The 24,006-nt window shown below is 58.9% G+C and carries 21 protein-coding genes; 15 read left to right on the top strand and 6 right to left on the bottom strand.

Annotation, left to right across the window (positions count from 1 at the left end; all coding sequences use genetic code 11):
• Positions 1–161: 161 nt before the first annotated feature.
• Positions 162–1,562, bottom strand: coding sequence for an extracellular solute-binding protein (locus tag DLM86_RS15905; RefSeq protein ID WP_110841010.1), 1,401 nt, complete (start codon positions 1,560–1,562; stop codon positions 162–164).
• Positions 1,563–1,862: 300 nt separating this feature from the next.
• On the opposite strand from DLM86_RS15905, the gene DLM86_RS15900 reads away from it, so the two are divergent.
• Positions 1,863–2,894, top strand: coding sequence for a zinc-dependent alcohol dehydrogenase (locus DLM86_RS15900; protein WP_110841009.1), 1,032 nt, complete (start codon positions 1,863–1,865; stop codon positions 2,892–2,894).
• Between the two features lie 81 nt (positions 2,895–2,975).
• Here DLM86_RS15900 and gerQ read toward each other — a convergent pair whose 3' ends face one another.
• Positions 2,976–3,506, bottom strand: a complete 531-nt coding sequence (gerQ, locus tag DLM86_RS15895; RefSeq protein ID WP_425453972.1) for a spore coat protein GerQ — start codon at positions 3,504–3,506, stop codon at positions 2,976–2,978.
• Positions 3,507–3,756: 250 nt separating this feature from the next.
• On the opposite strand from gerQ, the gene cyoE reads away from it, so the two are divergent.
• From cyoE to DLM86_RS15880, 3 genes are all read left to right on the top strand, one after another.
• On the top strand, positions 3,757–4,704 hold the full coding sequence (gene cyoE / locus DLM86_RS15890; RefSeq protein ID WP_110841008.1) for a heme o synthase: 948 nt from the start codon (positions 3,757–3,759) through the stop codon (positions 4,702–4,704).
• Positions 4,705–4,853: 149 nt separating this feature from the next.
• Entirely contained in the window at positions 4,854–5,462 is a 609-nt protein-coding gene (locus tag DLM86_RS15885; RefSeq protein ID WP_158289492.1) for an SCO family protein, read from the top strand.
• Between the two features lie 21 nt (positions 5,463–5,483).
• A complete protein-coding gene (locus DLM86_RS15880; RefSeq protein ID WP_110841070.1) occupies positions 5,484–6,407 on the top strand; it encodes an AEC family transporter in 924 nt (307 codons plus the stop codon).
• Between the two features lie 85 nt (positions 6,408–6,492).
• Here the strand turns inward: DLM86_RS15880 and DLM86_RS15875 are convergent, their stop codons facing one another.
• From DLM86_RS15875 to DLM86_RS15870, 3 genes are all read right to left on the bottom strand, one after another.
• A complete protein-coding gene (locus DLM86_RS15875; protein ID WP_110841006.1) occupies positions 6,493–6,861 on the bottom strand; it encodes a ribonuclease M5 in 369 nt (122 codons plus the stop codon).
• A gap of 262 nt (positions 6,862–7,123) precedes the next feature.
• Positions 7,124–7,240, bottom strand: a complete 117-nt coding sequence (locus DLM86_RS32485; protein WP_211326540.1) for a YjcZ family sporulation protein — start codon at positions 7,238–7,240, stop codon at positions 7,124–7,126.
• Between the two features lie 113 nt (positions 7,241–7,353).
• Entirely contained in the window at positions 7,354–8,544 is a 1,191-nt protein-coding gene (locus tag DLM86_RS15870) for an MFS transporter (RefSeq protein WP_110841005.1), read from the bottom strand.
• A 260-nt stretch (positions 8,545–8,804) separates the two neighbouring features.
• Between DLM86_RS15870 and DLM86_RS15865 the strand changes: the two genes are divergently transcribed.
• The 10 genes from DLM86_RS15865 (at position 8,805) to DLM86_RS15820 (ending at position 19,831) form a co-directional block, all read left to right on the top strand.
• Positions 8,805–9,224 (top strand): hypothetical protein, encoded by a 420-nt coding sequence (locus tag DLM86_RS15865; RefSeq protein WP_110841004.1) that lies wholly within the window; start codon positions 8,805–8,807, stop codon positions 9,222–9,224.
• Positions 9,225–9,273: 49 nt separating this feature from the next.
• Complete coding sequence (locus tag DLM86_RS15860; RefSeq protein ID WP_211326539.1) at positions 9,274–10,431, top strand: transglutaminase domain-containing protein; 1,158 nt, start codon at positions 9,274–9,276, stop codon at positions 10,429–10,431.
• Between the two features lie 292 nt (positions 10,432–10,723).
• Positions 10,724–11,431 carry an HAD-IA family hydrolase gene (locus tag DLM86_RS15855; protein ID WP_110841003.1) on the top strand — a complete coding sequence of 236 codons (708 nt, stop codon included), beginning with the start codon at positions 10,724–10,726 and terminating at the stop codon, positions 11,429–11,431.
• Between the two features lie 24 nt (positions 11,432–11,455).
• A complete protein-coding gene (locus DLM86_RS15850; RefSeq protein WP_110841002.1) occupies positions 11,456–13,486 on the top strand; it encodes a peptidoglycan D,D-transpeptidase FtsI family protein in 2,031 nt (676 codons plus the stop codon).
• A gap of 133 nt (positions 13,487–13,619) precedes the next feature.
• Positions 13,620–15,665 (top strand): peptidoglycan D,D-transpeptidase FtsI family protein, encoded by a 2,046-nt coding sequence (locus DLM86_RS15845; protein ID WP_245954613.1) that lies wholly within the window; start codon positions 13,620–13,622, stop codon positions 15,663–15,665.
• Between the two features lie 54 nt (positions 15,666–15,719).
• Positions 15,720–15,962 carry a zinc ribbon domain-containing protein gene (locus DLM86_RS15840; RefSeq protein ID WP_110841001.1) on the top strand — a complete coding sequence of 81 codons (243 nt, stop codon included), beginning with the start codon at positions 15,720–15,722 and terminating at the stop codon, positions 15,960–15,962.
• A gap of 270 nt (positions 15,963–16,232) precedes the next feature.
• Complete coding sequence (locus tag DLM86_RS15835) at positions 16,233–17,189, top strand: metal ABC transporter solute-binding protein, Zn/Mn family (RefSeq protein WP_110841000.1); 957 nt, start codon at positions 16,233–16,235, stop codon at positions 17,187–17,189.
• Positions 17,190–17,236: 47 nt separating this feature from the next.
• On the top strand, positions 17,237–18,007 hold the full coding sequence (locus DLM86_RS15830) for a metal ABC transporter ATP-binding protein (RefSeq protein ID WP_110840999.1): 771 nt from the start codon (positions 17,237–17,239) through the stop codon (positions 18,005–18,007).
• A 10-nt stretch (positions 18,008–18,017) separates the two neighbouring features.
• Positions 18,018–18,950: a metal ABC transporter permease gene (locus DLM86_RS15825; RefSeq protein ID WP_110841067.1), complete on the top strand. Its 933-nt coding sequence runs from the start codon at positions 18,018–18,020 to the stop codon at positions 18,948–18,950.
• Positions 18,947–19,831: a metal ABC transporter permease gene (locus DLM86_RS15820; protein WP_110840998.1), complete on the top strand. Its 885-nt coding sequence runs from the start codon at positions 18,947–18,949 to the stop codon at positions 19,829–19,831. The genes DLM86_RS15825 and DLM86_RS15820 overlap by 4 nt, the downstream gene beginning before the upstream one ends.
• 103 nt (positions 19,832–19,934) lie before the next feature.
• On the opposite strand, the gene DLM86_RS15815 is transcribed toward DLM86_RS15820, so the two are convergent.
• Positions 19,935–21,917, bottom strand: coding sequence for an Ig-like domain-containing protein (locus DLM86_RS15815; RefSeq protein ID WP_110840997.1), 1,983 nt, complete (start codon positions 21,915–21,917; stop codon positions 19,935–19,937).
• 402 nt (positions 21,918–22,319) lie between these two features.
• Between DLM86_RS15815 and DLM86_RS15810 the strand changes: the two genes are divergently transcribed.
• Complete coding sequence (locus tag DLM86_RS15810; protein WP_110840996.1) at positions 22,320–23,501, top strand: YncE family protein; 1,182 nt, start codon at positions 22,320–22,322, stop codon at positions 23,499–23,501.
• Positions 23,502–24,006 lie beyond the last annotated feature (505 nt).

The following is a 24,006-nucleotide window of genomic DNA, read 5'->3' as shown; positions in this document are numbered from 1 at the left end:
CGGCGGGAGAGGAGCTCGTCGTCCATTGGATGTGATCCGACGGATTTCCCCGTCGGAGCCGAATACGGATCGGAAAACGCCAAAGCGTTGGATAAAATCCAACCGAAGCGATTGTCGAGCGCCGTACGCGCGGATCTATTGGACGAAATCCAATAGATCCGTCACGCCTCGCCCGCCGGCGGCGCTTCGGCGCCGATCGCCTCGATCCGGTCGCAAACCGTATCGATGTCGTCGAGCCCGGCCCAGTACAGCTTCAGCTCCGCGCGCATCCGCTCCAGCTCGCGGTACCGGATGCCGATATCCGCGTACTGGCGGAACGTCGGGACGATGTCGCGGTACAGGAAAAACCGCGAAGGCCGGTTCAAGCCCTCGTCGCCCGTCCATTCGGCGGCCCGCTTGAGCGCCGGGATGCTGAGCGTCGTCCGGCGGACGAGCACCTGCGCCTCCTCGCTCAGGCAGTAGTCGACGAACGCCTTGGCCGCGTGCTTCCGGCCCCCGTGCTTATGGATGCCGAAGCCGATCGGAAGAAGCAGCGTCGCGGCTTCCCCGTCGTAGGGAAGCGGGGCGATGTCGTAGTCGAGAGCGGAGTCTCGGAGCGCATTCAGGCTGAAGTAGCTCGACACGATCATCGACACCTTCTGCTGCCGGAACAGCATCTCCGCGTCGGCGTCCTTCTCGGACAAGAAGGCGGAGGCGACGTTTTGCCCGGCCATCAGGGCGGCGCCGAGTCCGTTCGCCCGGCGGAACCGGTCGCGGTCGAAGACGAGACGCCCGTCCGCGGCGCGCTCGAACGTCGTCCGGTTTTGCAGCATGAATAGCGGCCAACGGTTGACCGACAAATAATGCATGTAGAAGCCGATATGGCCCCGCTCGGACAGCCGCTTCGCCGCTTCGGACACGTCGTGCCACGTCCAGCCGCTGTCCGGCTCCTGGAGGCCGGCTTGCGCGAAATGCGATTGATTGTACCCGAGCACGAGCGGGGAAAAGACGAACGGCTGCACGTAAAGCTCCCCGCGCTCCGAGAACGGGCGATATAAAAACGGGTAAACGCCGTCGAGGCGCCCGAGCGGCTCCAGCAGCTCCGCGATCGGGGCGACGTCGGACAAATCCTCGAACATCGGTACGTTGACGGTGAACACGTCGATCGGCTCCCGGCTCAAGAAGTCGGCCAGCTCGGCCGGGTGCCGGTAAGAAGGGAGAGGGACCGGCTGTACGGCAACGTTCGGTTCGGTCCGGTGAAAGCGGTCGATCAGCGCGAGCAGGCTCGCGTCGTCGATCAGCGTCGCGAAGTAGCCCAGCTTGATCGTCACGCGGGTCGGTGCGCCGGACCGGACGACGCGGGTGCCGACGCGCGGCACTTTCTCGATCAAGCCTTGCTCGACGAGACGCTCCAGTCCTTTGCGAACCGAGTTTTTGCTGAGCCGGAACCGCTCGATCAGATGGAATTCGGACGGCAAAAAATCGCCCGGCGCGTATCGGCCCATGCCGATATCGTCGCGAAGCGATGCGATCATGTCGTCCATCCGGGTTCGGAACGTCGTTCGTTTCGGTTTGTCGGTCATGCGGGAACCCTCCGAAGGTAGTCCGGTCGATCGTATCCGGCAAGATGTCGGTTCGTACCCATTATAGCGGCATTCGGCGCGAATGAGAAGTTGACGGCCCGATCGTCCCGACTCTATAATGAGAAGTATTATACAAGATATGAACCAGATGGTCGAGAGTCGGAAGCGACGTTGGAAGAGCCGTCATTATCGGACGATGAAAGGTTATTCCGCCAACCGCACGCTTTTTGTCGAAAGGGTGCCGGCGATGAACCGTTTGCCTCTGGTTCATATCTTGAACCAAACCGAGGAGTGGACAGCATGAAAACGGTAACTACCCGCAAGGGCGTCGTCGCTACGCTCGATCTGCCCAAGCCGTCATTATCCGATCAATCCGTCATCGTCGAAACGGTCTATTCCGCCATCAGCCCGGGGACGGAAATGCTCATTATCGATAACAGCAAAAAAACGGAGGACGCCATCCCGCTCGGCTACAGCGCGGCCGGCATCGTCCGGGAGGTCGGGGCGAACGTCGATTCCCTCCAGGTCGGCCAACGGGTCGCCTGCTACGGGGCCCCGTTCGTCCGCCATGCGGAGACGATCGCCGTGCCGAAGCATTTGGCGGTGCCGATTCCGGATCATGTCGACATTCGCGAAGCGGCGTTCGTCGCCCAAGGAGCGATCGCGATCCATGCGCTGCGCCAATCGGATCTCCGGTTCGGCGAGACGGCGGTCATCGTCGGGCTCGGCATTCTCGGGCAGCTGCTGTGCCAGATCGCCAGCGCCGCGGGCTTCCGCGTCATCGGCTTCGATCTGCTTCCGGAGCGGTGCGAACGGCTCCGTGCGAGCGGCGCGGGCGTCGCTTGCTCGAGCCCGGAGGAGCTCGCGGAGGCGATTCGCGACCGGTCGGACGGGGCGGGAGCGGACGCGGTGTTCGTCTGCGCCGGCGGCAAAGCCGGCGGGCTGATCGATCAGGCGCTCGGCTGGCTGCGGGACCGGGGGAAGGTCGTCATCGTCGGCGACGTGAAGACCGAGTTTTCCCGCGAGAAGCTGTTCGCCAAAGAAGCGCAGGTCGTCATCTCGCGCGCCGGCGGACCGGGCCGATACGATCCGGTTTACGAGCGGAACGGCGTCGATTACCCGATCGGCTACGTCCGCTGGACGGAAGGGCGCAACATGGGCGAATATATTCGTCTGCTGGCCGAAGGCCGCGTATCGGTCGGCTCCATGATTTCGTGCACCGTGCCGATCGAGGACGCGCCGTCCGCCTACGAGCGGATCGTGAGCGATCCGCGCGGCAATCTCGGCGTGCTGCTGTCGTACGAACGGGCGGCCGCGCCGGCCGGCGTGTGACCGATTCCGTTGGTCGCACGAAAAAAAAGCGATACGTTTCCCGCGTGCGGGGACGTATCGCTTTCCTGTTTTAGGGAATGTTTAACGGTACGGATACGGATACGTATATTGAAGCTCTTCGTCGAACGTGACGTAGTCCAGATTCACCATGAGGAGCAAGTACCGTACGCCGGTTTTCGGATCGCTTATAATGATATGGTCTCGACCGGCCGCCTCGAGCACGCCGCGGAAAATTTTCGCGTTCCATTCGCTGTTGTTTTCGAACGTCATATAAATGGTAGCCATTTTGCCCAGATTCAGCCGGAGAATGTTCTCGATGAACGATTCTTCAACCGGCAGCATGCCCGGCGTCGAAGGCGATACCGGCACGCCGCCGACTTGCCCGCCGCCGATCGACGGTCCGCCAGGCACGCCGGACGGCGCAAAGCCCGGTACGCCGGATGGCGAGTAGCCCGGCATGCCGCCTCCGATGCCGCCTCCCATGCCGGCACCTCCGGGGAATTGGCCGGTAGTGGCTCCCGCCCCCGGCGCATAGCCCGGAACGCCCGTTCCGGATGTCGGGAAATTGTACTGCGGCGCGGATGCGCCCGGGTTGTAAGGGTTCATGTTCATCATGGTCGGTTAGGTCCTCCTCGATTATCGGTTCATTCTTGAAGAGCTGGCTTTCGTCGCCCCGTTCCGCCGGCGGATGGGCTGAAACCTACAGTACAGTGTATTGGGCGGCAGCCCGATTGGTGACTGGAGAATCGACAAAATTATGAATTCGGCCGCCGTTTGTTGTCAAAACAAGTCCCGGTTGCTATGATAAGGTGGAACGACGCCCACCGGGCGTTAGAAGGATTCGTTCAGGAGGTTTGCCAGCATGGACAAACAACTCGACGCCGATGCGGCCGTCGGCATGGAAGATCGGCAGGAGGCCGTTCCCGCCGCCCGCAAAGCGACATGGAAAGATTTCGTATACTTGGCGAAGCCGGGTATTTTGTTCTCCAACATCATTACCGCCTTCGGCGGGTATTGGGTCGCCTGGGGCAACTCGGGCGAAGATTTCAATGCGGTCCTCATGGCGTGGGCGATGCTCGGCACGCTGCTCGTCATGGCTTCCGGAACGGTCTTGAACAACTATCTCGACCGCGATATGGATCAGAAAATGACCCGGACGCGCAAACGCGCGCTGCCGACCGGCGTCCTGCAGCCGAAGGTGGTGTTCTGGTACGGCATCGCGCTCGGCGCGATCGGACTCTCCGTCCTGTGCCTGCTCGTTAACCCGCTGACCGCGCTGCTCGGCGTCGTAGGGCTGCTCGTCTACGTGCTCGTCTACACCGCTTGGCTGAAGCGGACTTCGCCGCTCAGCACGACGATCGGCGGCATATCCGGCTCGATGCCTCCCGTTATCGGCTATTGCGCCATTACCGGAGAGCTCGACATGGGCGCCTGGGTGCTGTTCGGCATCTTGTTCTTTTGGCAGCCGCCGCATTTTTGGGCGCTCGGCATGCGGCGCAAGGAAGAGTACCGGGCCGCGGGCTTTCCGCTTCTGCCGGTCGTGCGCGGCAACGAAGTGACCAAGATGCACATGATCCGTTTTCTCGTCATGCTCGTGCCGGTATCGCTGCTCATGTACGCGTACGGCTACGTCGGCGAAATTTATTTGATCGCGGCGATCGCCCTCGGACTGGCTTGGACGTTTCTCGGCTTGGCCGGCTTCCGGACGAACGACGACGACAACTGGGCGAAGCGGATGTTCGTCTTCTCGATCAACTACTTGCCGATCTTGTTTATCATCATGATCATCGACACGAACCTCGCCGGCTAGTAAGGCCGGCGAGGAGCCGATCGGTATACGATCCACCCGAGGTACGACCGGACGGCGGATGACCGGAACAAGTTTCCATGGATTCGAACTCCGTGGGCTTGTTCTTTTTTTGGACAATTAACGGCATTAAAGGAATTGGGGGAGCTAAGGTGAGCGTATTTTGGCAAAAGCATTGGTTCAAAGTGTTGGTGGCGGCCGTCATCGTCGCGGCGGCGGCCGGCTGGTGGTTCCGGTCGGGGAGCGGGGAGAAGCTGCCGGTCATCAAGCAGGCGCAAGATTTCAAGCTTGAAAATATCGACGGCCAAATGACGGGGCTGAGCGACGATAGCGGGAAAGTGCGGCTCGTCTACTTCTTCTGGTCGACGTGTCCGGACGTCTGTCAGCCGACGACGTACGAGCTGTCGAAAGTGCAGCAGGAGCTGAAGAAGAGCGGCCTGCTGGGCAAGGACGCCGTCATCTATTCGATCAGCTTCGACCCCGAGCGGGATACGGCGGAGCAGTTGAAAAAATATTCGGCGCGCTTCGAGGCCGATCCGCAAGGCTGGAAGTTTTTGCGCGGGGAATCGAAAGCCGTCATCGACTTGGCGCTGAAGTACGGCGTCAGCGTCATGAAGGATAACAACAACAACTTCATCCATACGAACTCGGTCGCCCTGGTCGACCGGGCGGGCAACCTGCGCAAATACATTTTGGCGTCCGAAGGCAAGCTGAGCTACAAGCTCGTGGTGAACGAAGTGGAGCGGCTGGCCAACGAATAAGGAAGCGGGGTGGCGCGGGACGTGTCGTATTTCGTATACATCTTATTGAACAACGTCGTGCCGCTGAGCTTACTGATCGCGCTCGGCATCGTCCTGCAGCGGGCGTTTCACCTGGATATCAAGACTCTGTCGAAGCTGAACTTCTACTTATTCTCGCCGGCGATCATGTTCCAGATGCTGTACGAGTCGGAGCTTTCGTTCAAAGTGATGGGGCAAGTGCTTCTGTTCTTTTTCGTCTTTTTCTTCGCATTGACGGCCGTTGTCGAAATCGTCATCCGGCTGCGCGGGTACAAGGGCGGGATGCGGCCGGCGATGCGCAACAGCGTCTTGTTCTACAATAGCGCCAACTACGCCATCCCGCTCAACCAGCTCGTCTTCGTGAACGATCCGTTCACGCTGTCGATCCAGATCATCGTCATGATGATGCAGAGCCTCATTCCGAATACGTACGGCGTTTATTCGGTCAACGCGCACAAGCAGAAGCTGAAGGATACGATGAAGACGATTTTGTCGATGCCGGTCATCTACGTCATTCCGGTTGCCCTGATCATGCGCGGCTTCCATATACCGGTTCCGCATCCGGCCTACATCTCGATCGATTATATCGCCAAAGGCTTTATCGCGACGGCGCTGACGACGCTCGGCGTCCAGCTCGGCACGATGAAGTGGGAGCTGAAGCTGCGCGACGTCGCCATCTCCAACGTGCTCCGGCTTTGCGTCGGGCCGCTGCTGGGCTTTTTCATCGTCTGGACGCTCGGCTTCCACGGCGACATGGCCAAAGCGCTCATCCTGTCGTGCGCCGTCCCGACGTCGCTCAGCAGCGTGCTGCTGGCCGTCGAATTCGACAACGAGCCGGAGTTTTCGTCGCAGGCCGTGTTTTCGTCGACCGTGTTCAGCATCTTTACCGTCACGCTGGTCATTTATTTGATCCAGTTCGTGGGGTGAGTCGTCCCGTTAGTCGTTTCATCGTTCTCTCGGAACGTTCCCGGCAAGCCGAGCCCATCCGTCACGCGGCGGATGGGCTTTTGTATTAGAAACGTTGTTTCTCCGGCATCGGCGGTCCCGGCTCCGGATAACGGATATATTCGTCGAGCCCGGCTTTCTCCAGCTGCTGGATCACATATTCTTCCGGCGTTCCTTCCACGCCGGCGTAACCCCGCCTCGTATAGATTTGCTCGGCGTCGGGGAAAGCGTCGCGCAGTACGCCGCGAATCCGTTTGCCCGAGGGGTCGTTGTCCGTAAACAAATAGACGTCCCGGTCCCCGATTTGCTTCTTGATCCGCTCCAGCTTCTCGGTGTTCAGCGTGCCGTTCGTGCACAAAATCAATATTTCGTCGGACAGCAGCCTGCGCAGCCTGCTTTTGTCGTTTTTCCCTTCCACAACGATTGCGATCGACATGTCGACACCCCCGGCAAGACGTTTCGAACCCATTGTCGTTTTCACCAGTATAGCCAAACGCGGATCCGACAAACAAGTCGGCGGATGACGGATTTCCCGGGAAATGTCGAAGCGGAGTGGCCGGACGTGCGGTTATGCGAGGGCTTTCGGAGCCGCTGTCGAAACGGGGCGAATCGTTAAGCCCGTTAAAAGTAAACCGGATACGCGAACGCGAAAAAGCCGCCGCTTCGATGCGACGGCTTTCCCATACCGCGTCTCAAGCTTAAATCCATCCGGAACGCAGAACGATGACCAGCAAAATGTAAAGCACGAGGATGATGCCCGTCGAGGTGAAGAAATAACCTGCGCCTGCGCCGCAAGGCTCGCAATGATGAGACATGTATCATTCACTCCTTCGCCGATAAGAGGATTTGTCATGTGACGATATATCCTATTGTCAGGGCGGGCGTATGGCCTGTGCGCATACCCATTCCGGGCAAAATGGGTGGGTGACTAGGAGCCCGTCGCGGGCGGGACGTCCGCGGTGCGGAATTTGCCCGGTGCGAGCAGGACGAGCGCGGCCATGAGCACGACGAACGCGATGAAGTAGGGCGACACGGCGTGGCGCAGCTGTCCGGCGACGATCGGTCCGATGAATGCGCCGATGGACGACGACACGGACAATAGCGAGAAAACCCGCCCGTACCGGTTCGCGGCCGACACGCTGGCCAAAAGCGTCGCCATGGCCGGGAAGATGACGCCCTTCGCCATGCCGATCAGAAACAGCGAGGCGGCGAGCGGGATCGGCCAGCCGACCGCCAAGCCGAAAAAGGCGAGCGCCAGGCCGAGCGCTCCGAGCGCCGTCCGCATGAACGGCGAATACCGGTGCAGGAACAGCAGGCTGAGCGTGAATAAAGCGCCGAGGCTGACCATCGAGAACAGAAGGCCGGACGTCAGCAGCGACTGCATGGATGCTTTCATGAGCGGCAGCTCGAAAAACAAAATGCCTTGCGAGCAGGCGAGGGCGAGCGGCACGCCGTAAAACAGCCATGGGATGCCGCGCGCGCTCCCGTCCCGCGCTCCGGTCCCGTCGGCCGGAAGCCGGACGGCATGGGGATGAACGTGCGGGAGCGATCCGCCCGCCGAAGCGGCCGGCGTCCGGATGTCGCGGATGAACACGATCGATAACGCGCCGATGACGATCAGCGCCCAGCCGAGCACGGTGAACGAGGCGGTGAAGCCGAATTTGGCGACCAGCAGGGCGCCCGCCGCCGGCGAGACGACGGACGCGAGCGTATGGACGAGGCCGTTGCCGGCCATCAGCTTGCCTTGGTGGCTGCGCGTCCGGCCCAGCTTGGCGAGCATGGCGAGACAGGCCGGCGACAGGAAGGCGAGCACGAAGCCGCTGATCGAGCGGATGACGAGCAGCTGCCACGGATTGTCGACGCCGGATTGGAACAGGAGCAGCACGCCGGCAAGCATCAAGCTTAACGTGATGAACGGTTTGCTGCCGTACCGGTCGACCCAAAAGCCGGCGAGCACGTTGCCGGGCAGATGGGTGATCGAATAGACGCCCATCATCCAGCCGATGAACATCGGGGCGGCCCCCAGCGAAATGGCGAACGGCGTCAAAATCGGATATTGGGCGTGCAAATCGAAAAACGCGACGAACATGAACAAATAGAGCCAAATGGCCGTCTTCATCGGCAACCCCCTTCGAAAACGCTCGTCATAACCGGCAGGCGCGCGCAAGGTCCCAAACCGGATTCGCCGCGCGTTCCGGCTACTCCCTAACTTGTACGTGTCTGTCCGACCGGATATGACTTCGCCGCGAAAATGTCACGAATGGCCCGCCGTCCGAAGGAAGACGGTTTGCCGGAGACGCTCCGTGTGATAAGCTAAGCATGAGGCGGCATCGCAGCCGGATCGGGATAATCGATAGTGTCGAAAGGATGAATCGAAGGATGGATCAGCTTACCGCATTTTTGCAGGACCGCTGGCTCGTGGTCGTCGTAGCGCTCGTCGTGTTGTTCGTCGTTATCAAAATCGTCAAAACCGTCGTGAAGTGGGTCATCGTTCTCGCGATCGTCGCCGGTTTGATCTATTACGGCTCGACGTATACCGACAAGCTGAAAGACGTGGCGACGATCGCCAAGGAAGCGGTCGGGGATTTGAAGGAGAAAGCCGTCCAAGGGCTGGCCGGCAAGGACGCGAAGTTCAAGGACAACGGCGACGGCACATATACCGTCACGTCCGGGAATATCCGGCTGGACGGGAAGGCCGGCTCGGACAAGGTGAAAATTACGATCGCCGGCGTGTCCGCGGAATTTTCGCTCGACGAGGCGCTCAAAAAAGGAATCGAAGCCGCCAAAACGAACGGTTAAACGATGCCGGGTTCCGTTCATACTGGGAACGTAAGGGAGGAATGACCGAATGGCCGATTATGGGTGGCTCGTCCAATCGATGTCCGTCAACCTCGTCTCGCTCGTTCTCGTCTGCACGGTGCTCGCCTCCGTCGTCCAAGGGGCCTTCCGCGGCGCGTCCGGCTCCGCCCAACGGTTCGTCCAGTTCGCGGCGGAAGGGGCGTCCACAGTCGTCGGCGTCGTCGCGGCCTGGAAGCTGGCGGAGGCGCTGTCGCCCGCGCTCGAATCGTGGCTGATCGCCAAGCAAATCGCGATTCCGAACGAGGAGATCGGCTTTTTCAAGCAAATGTACTACACGTTCGTCACCGCTGTCCGCGATTTCCCGCTGCTTCGGTTCGGAACGGTGTTCGTCGTCGCGTACTCGCTGTGCAGGGTGACGCTGTATCGGCTGGGGATGGCGGTCGCTGCGGCGACCGGGCTATGGAGCCGGCCTTCCGGTCCGGGCTCGGGCCGGAAGTCGTGGATGAGCAGCGGCATCGGCGGAGCGATCGGCTCGCTGATCGGCGTCGGACGAGCGTTGTTGATCATCGCTTGTCTGTTCGTCTATACGGCGCTGTTCCCCGAATCGCCGTTCGCGAAATACGTGCAGGCTTCGGGGCTGTACATGCAGGGGGCGACGCAGGTCATCGAGCCGGTCGGCGGCGATTTGCTGGAGAAGCGGCTGCCCGTCTTCGCCGAAGCGGTCGGGCAGGAGTTCCAGCATATTTTGCAGCGCAAGTACGAAGTGATCGACGCCCGCGTCCCGGACGACATCGCCGAAGCGGCGAAGCAGATCGCCGCCGGGAAAGAGGACGACGAGGCGAAGGCGAGGGCGCTGTACCAATGGGTCGGCACCCGCGTGCAGTACGATTGGGACAAGGTCGAGCTGTACGAGACGAAGCGGATTTGGAAGGAGCAGACGCCGGAGGATACGTTCGCGACGCGCAAAGGGGTGTGCATCGACTATTCGCGCCTGTATGCGGTCATGGCCCGCACGGTCGGGCTCGACGTCAAGGTCGTGACGGGGCTCGGCTACGACGGCCGGGGAGGCTACGGTCCGCATGCATGGAACGAAGTGTACTTGGCCGAGCGCGGCGAGTGGGTGCCGCTCGATTCGACGTGGGTGTCGAGCGGGGGCAACTGGTTCGACCCGCCCGGCTTCGACAAGACGCATATCCGCGACGCGTAACAAGGGAGGAGTCGGGCGAGCGGAATCGCCGACGCCCGTCCGGTTTGCCGGACGTTTTCCGCGGCACGAGAAGCCGCCGGGGAACGTCTTTTTTGTCGTCTTATTGGGCGAAAGCTTGGGGCGACGGCAGGATACGTTGGAAGCCGTCTGGCGTCGGCGAAACGGTCTTTCGGCAGGAGCCGTTTTCCATTCCGGAAACGGCCCAACTTTCGAGCATCGGCGGCTGTAAATATGGTACAATAATAAGGATAAGCCATGCATACCTTATACTAGAAGGCAAGGAGCTTTATACATGATAACGGTCCCTTTACACGGCTGCAAAGCCGTCTTTTTCGATGCCGGCGATACGCTGCTGACGATTCCGGGAGCGCGGGGCATCATGCGGCGGTTTTTGGCCGAGCGGGATTTTCATCGCGAGGAGGAGCGAATCGGCGAACGGATCGACGAAGCGTTCCGTACGCTGTACTATGGCAAGCCCGTGCAGGGCGACGAGCGGTGCTCGCCGGAATCGGACCGCGCCTTCTGGGTCGACCTGTACCGTCACGTCTTGACGGGACTCGGCGCGCGCGAGCATGCGGAGGAAGAGATCATTCACCGGTGGAGCCACGAGCTGTACGACCTGTACACGTCGCCGGACGCTTACGAGCTGTTCGACGACGTCGTCGAAACGCTGGAACGGCTGTCCGCTTCCGGCTATCGGCTCGGCATCGTCTCGAATTTCGCGCCGACGCTCCCCGATATTTTGCGCCATAAATCGATTCTGCATTATTTCGATCCGGTCGTCGTCTCGACCGAGGTCGGCCTGGAGAAGCCGAATCCGGACATTTTCCGGCTCGCGCTCGATCGGGCGGGGCTTCGTCCGGACGAAGTGCTGTACGTCGGCGACCACGACAAGAACGACGTCTGGGCGCCGAACGAAGCGGGCATCCGCGCGGTCAAGATCAAGCGGTACCCGCACCTGACCGGAGAAGGCATCACCACGTTGAGACAACTAGGGTAGAGGAGGGCAATTTCCGCCGTGCACATGGAAGACCCCGCCAAGCAAGAGCTGATCCGACGCCGGCATTTCTCGTTCCGGCTGAACTTTTTCTTCTTCTGCACGTTTCTACTGTTCTCCATTCTTATCGTCCGGCTCGCGCTGCTGCAGTTCGTGGAAGGCAAGCGGTACTCCGAGGAGGAGTCCAGCAATACGATCATGTCGCACGCCATTCCGCCGATTCGCGGCAACATTTTCACCCGCGACAACTATCCGATCGCGACGTCCGTCTCGACCCAATCGCTCTACTACACGGTGGAGCCCGGCAACAAAAACAAAGATACCGTCATCGAGCTCGCCCGGAAGCTGGAGCAGGCGTTCGCGAAGTACGGCAAGCCGGAGGCGGCGCTCAAGGCGGAGGAAATCATCAAGCTGATGGACGTCGGGTACGACTTGAACAAGAACAAGACGAAAGATCCAAGCTACTTTTCCGTCCCCCGCAAAATCAAGGGAGACTTGACGCAGGAGGAAATCGCCTACTTTTCCTGGTATCGCGACGAATTGAAGGGCATCGACATCCAGGAGGAAAGCATCCGCCAGTACAACAACGACAAGCGGGTCGCGGTGCAGCTGACCGGTTATTTGAAGCAGTTTTCCGGTGCGCGCAATACGAACGGCTTGAAGTTTTACCAGGAGAAGGCGAAGTCCACCGATCCGACGGAAAAATATCTCGACAACGAATACGTCGGCTTCGACGGCATCGAGTACATGTACCAGGAGGAGCTGCGCGGCAAAAACGGGGTGAAGAGCTACCCGGTCAACGCCGAAGGCAAAATCGTCGGCGGCGTGACGCTGACGCGGCCGGAGAAAGGCCAGAACCTCTATTTGACGATCGACAAGGACGTACAGCTTACGGCTCAGGAAGCGATCATGTCGCATTTGGAGTATATAAAGAACCCTGCGCGCGACCGGTATACGTATGCGCCCAACGCGACAACGGGCTACGCGGTGGCGATGGAGGTCGATACCGGCAACGTCGTGGCGATGGCCAGCATGCCGGACTACGATCCGAGCGTCTGGTACGGCGGGCTGACGGACGACGAATGGAACAGCATCCTGTTGTACTACCGCAACGGGGCGATCAGCGACGTGCCGGCCAACTGGCCGGATCCGAAAGAACGGGCGAAGCATCCTTCCTCGCTCGTCTACCTCGGCTCGACGATCAAGCCGCTGACCGTGCTGATCGGGCTGCAGGAGAAGCTCATCTCGGTCAACGAAACGTATTACGATTCCGGCTCGACGACGTTCGGGAAGGACAAGACGAAGATCAGCAACTCGGACAGCCGGGCATGGGGGCCGCTCAATGCGATCAGCGCGATCGCCCATTCGTCCAACACGTACATGACCGATATGATCGGTCTGCGTCTGTACGGGCGCCAAAACGGATTGAACACGTGGGACTCGTACATGAAGCAATTCGGCCTCGGCGTCTTGACGGAGAGCGGCCTGCTCGGCGAAAGCAAGGGCGTCGTCGACTACTTCCACGAAGCCGAGAAAGCGAGCTCGCAATCGGCGCTCGCTCGGGCGTCCTGGGGGCAGATGGGGCGCTATACGCCGCTGCAGCTCGTGCAGTATACCGCCATGCTCGCGAACCGCGGCAAGCGGCTGAAGCCGCAGTTCGTCGGCCGTTTCGAGACGTACGACGGCCAGCTATTGAAGGAGCCGGGGCCGGTCGTGCTGAACGAAGTCAATTTCCCGAAAGAATATTGGGACGCGGTGCAAAGAGGGATGGAACAGGTCAACAAATCCGGCTTCGACGGCTTCCCGTACACCGTGGCGACGAAGACGGGGACGTCGACCCAGAGCGTCGCCGGCAAGGACGTCGACAACGCCGTCTTCATCGCGTACGCGCCGGCCCAGAAGCCGAAGCTCGCGGTCGCCGTCGTCGTGCCGGAGGGCGGCTTCGGCTCGTATGGCGCCGCGCCGATCGCGCGCAAAATTTTCGACGCGTACGACCGCGCCATCGGCTTGACCGGAACGCCGAACCCGAACGCGGGGCTCGTTCCCGCTTCGCCTTGATGCTTCAACCCGTTTCGAGCCGGCGGTTCGCCCGCGGACGTTCGAGACGGGTTTTTCGTTAGGATTGAACTTTTCGCGGAGGGGCGGCGTCCTATTATTTGGGAAATAGGAAAAGCAAGGAGTGCAGTCGCCAGTGAGATTCGTTATCAAACGGAAATCGGAAGAGAAGCCGGAGCATGTGCGCCGGAAACATTTCGCGTTCCGGCTTAACTTTTTTTTCTTTTGCACGTTTTTGCTGTTCGCGATCCTGATCGTGAGGCTGGCCACGCTCCAAATCGTCAACGGAGCGCAGTACGCCGAGGACGAGGCGCGGAATACGATGACCCCGCACGCCATCCCGCCGATCCGCGGCAACATTTTCGACCGGACGGGGTATCCGCTCGCGACGTCGGTGTCGACCCAATCGCTGTACTATACCGCCGAGCCGGGGGAGAAGAAGGAAGAGGTCATCGCGCTTGCGCACCGGCTGGCCGAGGCGTTCCGGAAGTACGGCGACCCCGCGAAGCCGCAGCCGACCGCCGAGGAGACGATTTTGGCGATGGACGTGGGCTACGGCTTGGACGGAAACGAGACGAAGAAGCCGAGCTATTACTCGGTGCCGCGCCGGCTGAAGGGTGATTTGACGCCGGAGGAGATCGCGTTTTTCTCGTGGAGCCGCGACGAGTTCAAGGGCGTCGACATCCAGGAGGAGAGCATTCGGCAGTACAACGAGAAGACGATCGCCGTCCAGCTGGTCGGCTATTTGAAGAAGTTTTCGGCCGCGCGCAACGAGGAGAGCGGGTTGAAGTTTTACCGCGACAAGCTCAAGTCGACCGATCCGACGGAGAAATATCTCGATAACGAGTACGTCGGGTTCGACGGCATCGAGCTCATGTATCAGGAGGAGCTGCGCGGCAAAAACGGGGTGAAGACATACCCGACCGACGTCATGGGCAGCATCGTCGGCCCCGTCCAGCTGACTCGACCGGACAAGGGCAACAACCTGTTTTTGACGATCGACAAGGACGTCCAGCTGGCGACGGAGGAAGCGATCAAGTCGCATCTCGAGTATATCCGCAGCCCGGCCAGAGATTCGTGGACGTACGCGCCGAACGCGATTACCGGGTATGCGGTCGCGATGGAGGTCGATACGGGCAAGGTCGTCGCGATGGCGAGCTATCCGGATTACGATCCGAACCGGTGGTACGGCGGGATGAATCCCGATTATTACGAGGCCAATCAATATTTCATCCGCAACGGCACGATCAGCGAGGTGCGCCCGCCCTACGCGGACCAGAAGGAGCTGAACAAGCATCCGACGTCGCTCGTCTACCTGGGCTCGACGATGAAGCCGCTCACCGTATTGATCGGGCTGAACGAAGGGCTGATCACTGCGAACGAAGTATACGACGATACCGGCATTTTTTACTTCGGCAAAGACAACAAGGAGCGGCTGACCAACTCCGATCAGAAGCGGAACGGCCCGATTACCGCCTACCAGGCGATCCAGTATTCGTCGAACACGTACATGGCGAACATCGGCAACCGGCTTTATTTCCGGCAAGGGATGGAAGGCGTCGAATTGTGGGATATATATATGGAGAAATTCGGTTTGGGCGTCCCGACCGGAAGCGGCCTCCCCGGCGAATCGCCCGGCTTCAAGGACTACCTCGACACCGCGAAACGGTACAGCCCGCAAGCGGCGCTCGTCCGCGCGACGTGGGGACAGCTCGGCAAATATACGCCGCTGCAGCTCGTCCAGTATACGGCGATGCTGGCCAACCGGGGCAAACGGCTGAAGCCGCAGCTCGTCGAGAAAATTACGACGTACGACGACCAGCCCGTTCGCGAGTTCGGTCCCGAAGTGCTGAACGAGGAGAAGTTCCCCGACGCCTACTGGAACGTGCTGCAAAAAGGGATGGAGCTCGTCAGCGCCGAGGGGTTCCGCGACGTCCCGTACCGCGTCGCGATCAAGACGGGGACGTCGACGCAGTCGGTCGCGGGCAAAGACATCGACAACGCCGTCTTCATCGCCTACGCGCCGGCCGACAAGCCGAAGCTGGCCGTCGCCGTCGTCGTGCCGGAGGGCCGGTTTGGCGGCCGGGGAGCGGCGCCGATCGCCCGGCAAATGTTCGACGCGTACGACCGCGCCATCGGGCTGTACGGGACGCCGAACCCGAACGCGCAAACGAAACCATGAATCGTTCCCCTGCGGTGCGCGTATGTATCATACAGGGTACCGGAGGTGGAGACGATGAGAATCGAAGACGTCATTCAGGAGAAGTTCAAATGCTCGAAATGCGGAGGCACGAGCTGCCGGATCAAGGAAGTGGCGATGACCGGCACCGGGCTGAGCAAGCTGTTCGATATTCAGCATAACCATTTTCTGTTCGTGTCGTGCGAAGGGTGCGGCTTCGTCGAGGTGTACAATCCGACGATTTTGGAAGGCAAATCCCGGGGGCAGCTGGGGACGATTATGGATATTTTGTTCGGCTGAACGCGGTTTCGGCGGGCGGCCGTAGACAAGAAGCTCGAAAAAGGCCTGTGCGAGCAGGCTCTTTTTTTTGAAATAAAAGTTGCATTGAGGAAACTTATTTGTATATAATAAAAAAAGAAAGCCGAGGACAACAAAGAAGGTCGTACCCAACTTTTAAAGCCGGGGGCAACTTGACCCGGGCGAACGCCTGGAGCATCGATTACGGTACCCGGCAACGGGGCCTCAGATCAATACAATCGGTTATTTCGAATGGGAGCGTGAACGGCCGTGATGAAAGGTTTATGGAACAGCCGGGCGGTGCGCCGCCTGCTGTACGCGCTGCTGCTCGTCGCGACGGCCGCCGCCGCGAGCGGCTGCTCGCTGTCGAAGCCGGTCTTCTCCGGCGAAGGCGGCAAGCTGAAGGTGACCGCGACGATCGGCATGATTACCGATATCGTCCGCAATGTCGGGGGAGCGCGCGTCGAAGCGATCGGCTTGATGAAGGCCGGCGTCGACCCGCATCTGTACAAGGCGACGAAGGGCGATATCGACAAGCTGACGCAGGCGGACGTCGTCTTTTACAACGGGCTTCATCTGGAAGGGAAGATGGCGTCCATTCTCGAGAAGCTCGCCGACAAGAAGCCGACCGTGGCCGTCTCGCGCAATATCGACAAGAAGACGCTGCACGACATGGGAGACGGCTCGGGGCAGTACGACCCGCATATTTGGTTCGACGTCCGCAACTGGATGAGCGCGACGGAGACGGTGCGCGACGAGCTGATCCGGCTCGACCCGGCGCATACCGACGAATATCGGCGCAATGCCGACGCGTACTTGGCGAAGCTGCGGGAGCTTCACGAGGAGACGAAGACGAAGATCGCTTCGATCCCGGAGAAAAGCCGCGTGCTCGTCACGGCGCACGACGCGTTCGGCTACTTCGGTACGGCGTACGGCATCCGAGTCATGGGGCTGCAGGGGATCAGCACCGCTTCGGAGGCGGGGCTGAAGGACGTGTCGCAGCTGCGCGATTTTTTGGTGGAGAACCGGATCAAGGCGGTGTTCGTCGAGTCGAGCGTGCCCAAGAAGACGATCCAGGCGGTCGTCGACGGGGCGAAGGAGAAAGGGCATACGGTCGCCATCGGCGGCGAGCTGTTCTCGGATGCGATGGGCGAAGAGGGAACGCTCGAGGGAACGTACGTCGGGATGGTGCGGCATAACGTGGATACGATCGTGAATGCGTTGAAATAATCGATTTTTTGACGGGGAGTCCGAACGTGGAGAGGAGAGGAACGGCGATGAAAACGATTCAGGAAAGTCCGTTGTCGGTACAGGGGTTGACGGTGGCGTATCAGAAAAAGCCGGTGCTGCAGGACGTGACGTTCGAGGTGCCGGAAGGGAAGCTGATCGCGATCGTCGGGCCGAACGGTGCGGGAAAATCGACGCTGATCAAGGCGGCGCTCGGGCTTATCCCGAAAGTGCGCGGCGACGTGCGCATTTACGGCAAGCCGTACGTGCAGCAGCGCAAAATGATCGGCTACGTGCCGCAGCGGGAATCGGTCGATTGGGATTTCCCGACGAGCGCGCTCGACGTCGTCATGATGGGGCGGTACGGCCATCTCGGCTGGTTCAAGCGGCCGGGGGCGAACGAGAAGCGGATTGCGATGGAGAGCTTGGATAAAGTCGGCATGGCCGATTTCGCCGGACGGCAAATCAGCCAGCTGTCGGGCGGGCAGCAGCAGCGCATTTTTTTGGCGCGGGCGCTGGCGCAGGACGCGAAGCTGTACTTCATGGATGAACCGTTCGTGGGTGTCGACGCGGCGACGGAGAAGGCGATCATCACACTGCTGAACGAGTTGAAGAAGCAGGGGAAAACGGTGCTCGTCGTGCATCACGATTTGTCGACGGTAAACGAATATTTCGATTGGGTGCTGCTGCTGAACGTCGGTCTGATCGACGTAGGCCCGGTGGACAGCGTGTTTACGGCGGCGAATTTGCAAATTACGTACGGCGGCCGTCTCGCGGTGCTGGACCGCTCGCAGGACGCGCTCGTCGTGACGACGAGGTGAGGACGCGATGATGGAACAAGCGATCGCACTGCTGCAGGACCCGAACGTCCGCTGGATCGTCATGGCTTCCGTGCTGCTCGGCTTGAGCAGCGGCGTGCTCGGCAGCTTCTCTTACTTGCGCAAGCAAAGCCTGATGGGCGACGCGCTCGCGCACGCGGCGCTGCCGGGCGTCTGCATCGCGTTCATGCTCACCGGCTCCAAGTCGATCCTGTTCTTCCTGATCGGCGCCGCCGTAGCCGGACTTATCGCCACGTTCGGCATCGGCTACATTACGCGCCATTCGCGCATCAAGCAGGATGCGGCGCTCGGCATCGTGCTGTCCGTCTTCTTCGGGCTCGGCATCGTGCTGCTGACGCAAATCCAGCATAGCGACAGCGGCAATCAGAGCGGGCTCGATAAATTTTTGTTCGGCCAGGCGGCGGGCATGGTCCGCGCCGACGTCTTGACGATGGCGATCGTATCGTGCGTGCTCGTCGGCGTATGCGCCCTGCTGTACAAAGAATTCAAGCTGCTCAGCTTCGACGCCGGCTTCGCGCGGGGGATCGGGCTGCCGGTCGCGTTTCTCGACCAGCTGCTGATGTTCCTGACGGTCGTCGCCGTCGTCGTCGGCATTCAAGCCGTCGGCGTCGTGCTGATGGCGGCGATGCTCATTACCCCCGCCGTCTCCGCGCGGTATTGGACCGAGCGGCTCGGCGTCATGGTGACGCTGGCCGGCCTGTTCGGCGGCTTGAGCGGCCTGCTCGGCACGTGGATCAGCACCGTCGACGAGCATTTGCCGACCGGTCCGCTCAGCGTGCTGGCCGCGACGACGCTGTTCGTCGCGTCGGTGCTGTTCGCGCCGAAGCGCGGCGTCGTCTCCAAGCTGCTGCTGCGCGCTTCGGTCCGCCGGCGGGCGAATGCGGAGTACGAGGCGCGATCGATGGAGAGGAGGGGGACGGCATGACCGGATACGATATGTGGATCTTGCTCACGGGCGTCCTCGTGGCCGCGGCGTGCTCGCTGCTCGGCAGCTTCCTCGTCCTTCGCCGGATGGCGATGATCGGCGACGCGATCAGCCATTCCGTCCTGCCGGGCATCGTCATCGCCTTTCTGCTCAGCGGGTCGCGCGATTCCGTCGCCATGCTGTTCGGAGCGGCCGTCATCGGACTCGTCACCGTCTTTTTGATCCAGCTGTTCCACCAGGGCGGCGTCCAATCCGACGCCTCGATCGGCGTCGTCTTCACCGCGCTGTTCTCCGTCGGCGTCATCCTCGTCAGCTTGTACGCGAGCAAGGTCGATCTCGACCTCGACTGCGTCCTGTACGGCGAAATCGCCTTCGTCGGTCTCGATACGGTCGGCTGGCTCGGCCTCGACATTCCGAAGGCGGTCTGGATGGTCGGCATCGTGCTCGTCTTGAGCGCCGTCTTGCTAGGCTTGTTCTACAAGCAGTTCAAGCTGTGCGCGTTCGATCCGGCGATGGCCGCGGCCGTCGGCATTCCGGTGGCGCTGTTCCATTACTTGCTCATGGGACTCGTCTCGGTGACGACGGTCGCCTCGTTCGAGAGCGTCGGCGCGATCCTCGTCGTCGGCATGCTGATCGTGCCCGCGGCGACGGCGTACCTGCTCACCGAGCGGCTCGGCGCGATGATCGCGTACAGCGTGCTCATCGGCGTCGCCAGCGCGGTGATCGGCTACTTCGTCGCCGGCCTGATGGACGCCTCGATCGCCGGCTGCATGGTCACCGTCGCCGGCGCGCTGTTCGTGCTCGCCTTCCTGTTCTCGCCGAGCCACGGCGTCGTCTGGAAGCGGGCGCGCCAGCGCCGCGGGCTGCGGGCGGCGGCTTGAGCGGAGAGGAAAAGAGGCAAAGAGGTGCTTCCTGCGGGAGGCACTTTTTTTACGTAAATAAAAAGCCGCATAAAGCGGCTTTGACGCGAGCAGGAAATAGGTCTTACTCGAAACGGAGTCTTACCGTATACACATAGGTGTACTTGTTCCCCTGCTTATCGAATAGTTCAAACGTGAACTTATCGAATTTGCTTAGGAATTTTTGGCACTCGCAAACGGTTACTTGACCGTGCGGATATTCGAACCATCCATTCCCCCAAGTCGTATAAGAAAAGGAAAGAGGTCCGGCGGTAATATTCATTTCTTCCGTTCCCGGACTGGCTTGTGCGCTAAATAGGCTTACTTTTGTTTGATTCGAATTTTCCATTTGTTTGGGCAAGGTGAACGTTATAGTCTTGTAAACGGAATCGACGACTCCCGTAAAATACCCTTCTGGTTGGAACGTATTAATATAGATTGCCTGCACCTGTAAAGGTTCTGTAATTTCAATCAGACACGTATCTTGACCTCTGCCGTCTTCCGTCGCGACGGTAATCGTAGTTGTCCCGGGTCTCAGCGCCGTCACGAGTCCGGTTTGATCCACAGTTGCGATAGTCGGGTCGAGCGAGCTCCATTTCAGCTTGTACCCGCTAGGGGTCACGGTGGCCGACAACTGCTTTTTGTTATAGAGAGTGCTCATTATGACTTTTTCGTCGCTTAGCGTTACGGCGGGCTCCGGATTAACGTTTATAAAGGTTTCGGCGAAGAGCCCCCCGTCGACCGTAGTGGCCGTAATGCGCGCGGAGTGGTGATATTTCACATTGGTCGTAACGTTGCCTTGTTCGTCTACGGATACGGTACGAGTGGAAGATGTCCATACAATCCGTTTATCGGTTGCCTGACTCGGAGTAATCGTTGCGACCAATTGTACGCTTTGACCATAGATGAGGTCCAATTCGCTCGGACTCAAGGAAATGCCCTCGACAAAAACATGACCGGGCGCGGGGGCGATCGGTGTCGTATCTATTTCGAACAGTTTACCTTCGCTTGAATGATAGTAGTACCATTTACCGTCGTAAGGGAAGATGGCGGGACCTCCGTGGTTCGACGAATAATTTTCAGTAACCCGAAGAACGTTATCTGAACCGTATCTACCCAAAAATGCGGCGTTACCATCCTGGTAAGCTATCCCTCCGTTATTCCCCATCGAGAGTAGGCGATGCTCTTGCTGCAAGGTGGCGACCGTTTTTATCCCACCAGCTTTAGATCTGATGACAATTTCTCGTACTCCCTGTAGATTGGTGGTCGTGAAGCCGATCCATCCTTTGTCATGAGCTAAGTTTGTCGTGGGATAAGAGGAATACTTCCCAAGTTCGGCCACTAACATGTTGCTGGATTTTTTTGATAATAAAATATATCTCGTGAGACCATTGACGGGGGCTTCCCAGACTGCCTTTCGTACATATATAACGTAGTCATCGATTACTACAGGCCATAAGGACGTGATATATTCATATGAAACCGCATTCTGTCCGTCCCGGTAGACGAATAATTTACCGCTGCCGTCCTGTTCTGTCCCTAAGTATGCTACATTCCCCGATTCATTGACGTGTAAGTCACGCACTTCCTTCAGAATTCGCGAATCCGATATAACTTTACTGGTACCGGTGGACAGATCCCGCAACAGAATGGAATCCCCTATGTACAGAGCGGCATACTGTCCCGCAATGTCGAATCCCGTACTGGACGAAAGAGCCCCCAAATCGATCAGTTGTCCGTTTCGCCAATCGTAGGCCCTTGACTCGCTTCGAAATACGACTCCAAAATCATGCAATTGGGCTTTGCGAATGTTTAAGCCTTGTTCTTCAAAGACGGTCGTAACGGATTTACTGGAGCGGTCCATGACAACGAGTTTGTGCTCGGTTTCGCGGAAGATCAAATACCGGTCAGAATCCATATCCAGAAGCGTTCCAGTGATGCCGGAGTCGACTTCGGTTAGGCTGGCGGGCAGTACGGTCGCCGCTTTGGCGCTTCCTTGTTCGAAAAGCGTTAAGAGGGCAAATAACAATGCCGTTAGAATAACTTGTCCGAATACAAATTTTCTCATGGGTACGGTCCCTCCGCAAAATGGTTTCAATCTTGGCCTGACATGTCTTTATGCTTCGTAGCATGCGAGTCGAAATTTGGCAGTATAGTGCGACACCTCTCCTTCATATATACAAATTGTATCATTTTCTAGTAAATTGTAGCACAAGTTACAAATCGTATCAACGCACCTCGCTTTAATTCTATTTAAAGAGGAGATGCCGTTTGAACCATCTAAATCGAAATAGGAATAGTGATGGATGCTAGAACGATAAAGGAGTCAAATATTGCTTTTTTGGGACAATTTTCTTATATTATTGTAAATTTTCGACTAATTTCGACTTTATTTTTTGCGGGATTATGGTAGGATTTCCTAGTGTTTATTATCGTTTCCTAAATTTAGAGAGATCGGGAGGAAGAGGATTTGATTAAAACTTGCTTCCGGCAAGCGAAGGTTTCTTCGCAAATTGCCGTAGTAACGGTGCTGGGGATGCTGGGGACCGCCCTGGTGCCGGCATCGGCGCTGGCCGCTCCGAGCGAGCCGGTACAAGCCTCGGCAACGTCTACCGTTACCACATTCACGTATGAGAAGACGGATAACCGGATCCGGTTTTCCCAATCGCTAGCGGCTTTGGAGGCCGGACCGGACGGCGGTTATTTGTACGCGCTCAGCGAGGGAGGCAAACGATTGGTTTCCATCGACGCGAACGCATTTGAAGTCGTCGGGGAGAAGACGTTTCCTACGTTCCCGAAGAAATTGCAGCATGCAAACGGTAAATTGTACGTCGGGTTGCCCGACAGCCGGACGGTTGCCGCATTCGACACTTCGAACGGCACGACGGTAGCGGGGGACGTATACGAGTACCGGTTGAACGGCACATGGACCACGATGGCCGTCGGCTCGGAGGACATCTATTACGCGGGTTCGTCCGAAATCCGCAAGTACCATTTGATGTCGGGCCAAGACACGGTCGTGACGGCTCTGGCCAACGGCCAGCCAACGTTCGATCTGTTGCTGGACGAGCCGTCCCAATCGCTTTATGTCGGCACGATGGATCGCGTTTTGAAAATCGATGCCGCTACCGGAGCGGTTACGGCACAAACCTCTACCTTATATAGAGGGCAGCGATTGTCGAAGTTCGGCGACACGCTGTACTGGGGCAATCAGTCCTTGAATGCCGTCGATTTGCGGGAGACCGGCAGTCATAGCGACTACATGACCTTGTTCGCCGACGAGGATCGGGTGTATACGGCATTCGCTGTATACAACCGGGAGACGGGGGCCAAAGAATTCGAGTACGAGGCTTCCACATTGATGCAACGGCAAGGAACGGATAAGGTCTACTTGTTCCATCCTAACAATCAAACGCTGGTAAAATACGATTCGTTGGAGGCGCTGCGTCAGGACAGCCCGGCTAATCGGATTCCGAGCCAATCGCCGTCGTGGGGGCAATTCATTTCAAGCGCATTGAAGTTGAGTTGGACTAAGCCTTTCGACGAACGATTCATTACACATTACGTCATCTATTTTTTGGACGAGCATAAAAACAAGTTAGGAGAGGCCATTGCCGAAATTCCCAAACGCAGGACCCGGTTTATTCGGTAAACGGCAAAGTAATTGCTGAAGGTGCGCGCTTTTTCGGCATTTACTCGAAGAATGACAAAGGCGAAAGCGAAACGCCGTTGGTCGTGCCTCTGATTGACCCGTCCTTTCCACTGCAGGTCGGGGTTCTAAACTTAAAGCTGGAAGACGAAAACGCTAGACGCGGCGCATTTGATCTCAAACTATATTGGAGAGAGATGCAGGAAAACTTGGCCTTTACCCATATAGAAGCCTACTTTGCGGATCGCGACGGCCTAATACTTGGCTCGAAAGTTGCCAGCGCCCCCATGAATGAAGACCGAAACGAAAGGATGTTGGCGATTGGAGAGAAGACCGCTCCGACTGCGGCTTACGTGGCGCTCAAATATAAACGGTTCGACGGGGGATACGATTCCAAGATCGACTTCGTGCAAATCGCCGACAACGTAACGGGGGAACCTGTTTCCAGTTCGATCGGAGTGCCTGGGGCACCGACGTATGGACCGTTCTCCCAGATGTTAACTTTTCG

The organism is Paenibacillus flagellatus (genome assembly GCF_003217775.1).
GTDB classification, from domain to species: domain Bacteria; phylum Bacillota; class Bacilli; order Paenibacillales; family NBRC-103111; genus Paenibacillus_AB; species Paenibacillus_AB flagellatus.
The sequence above is the reverse complement of the archived record's forward strand: the minus strand, read 5'-3'. Positions and strand labels throughout refer to the sequence as shown.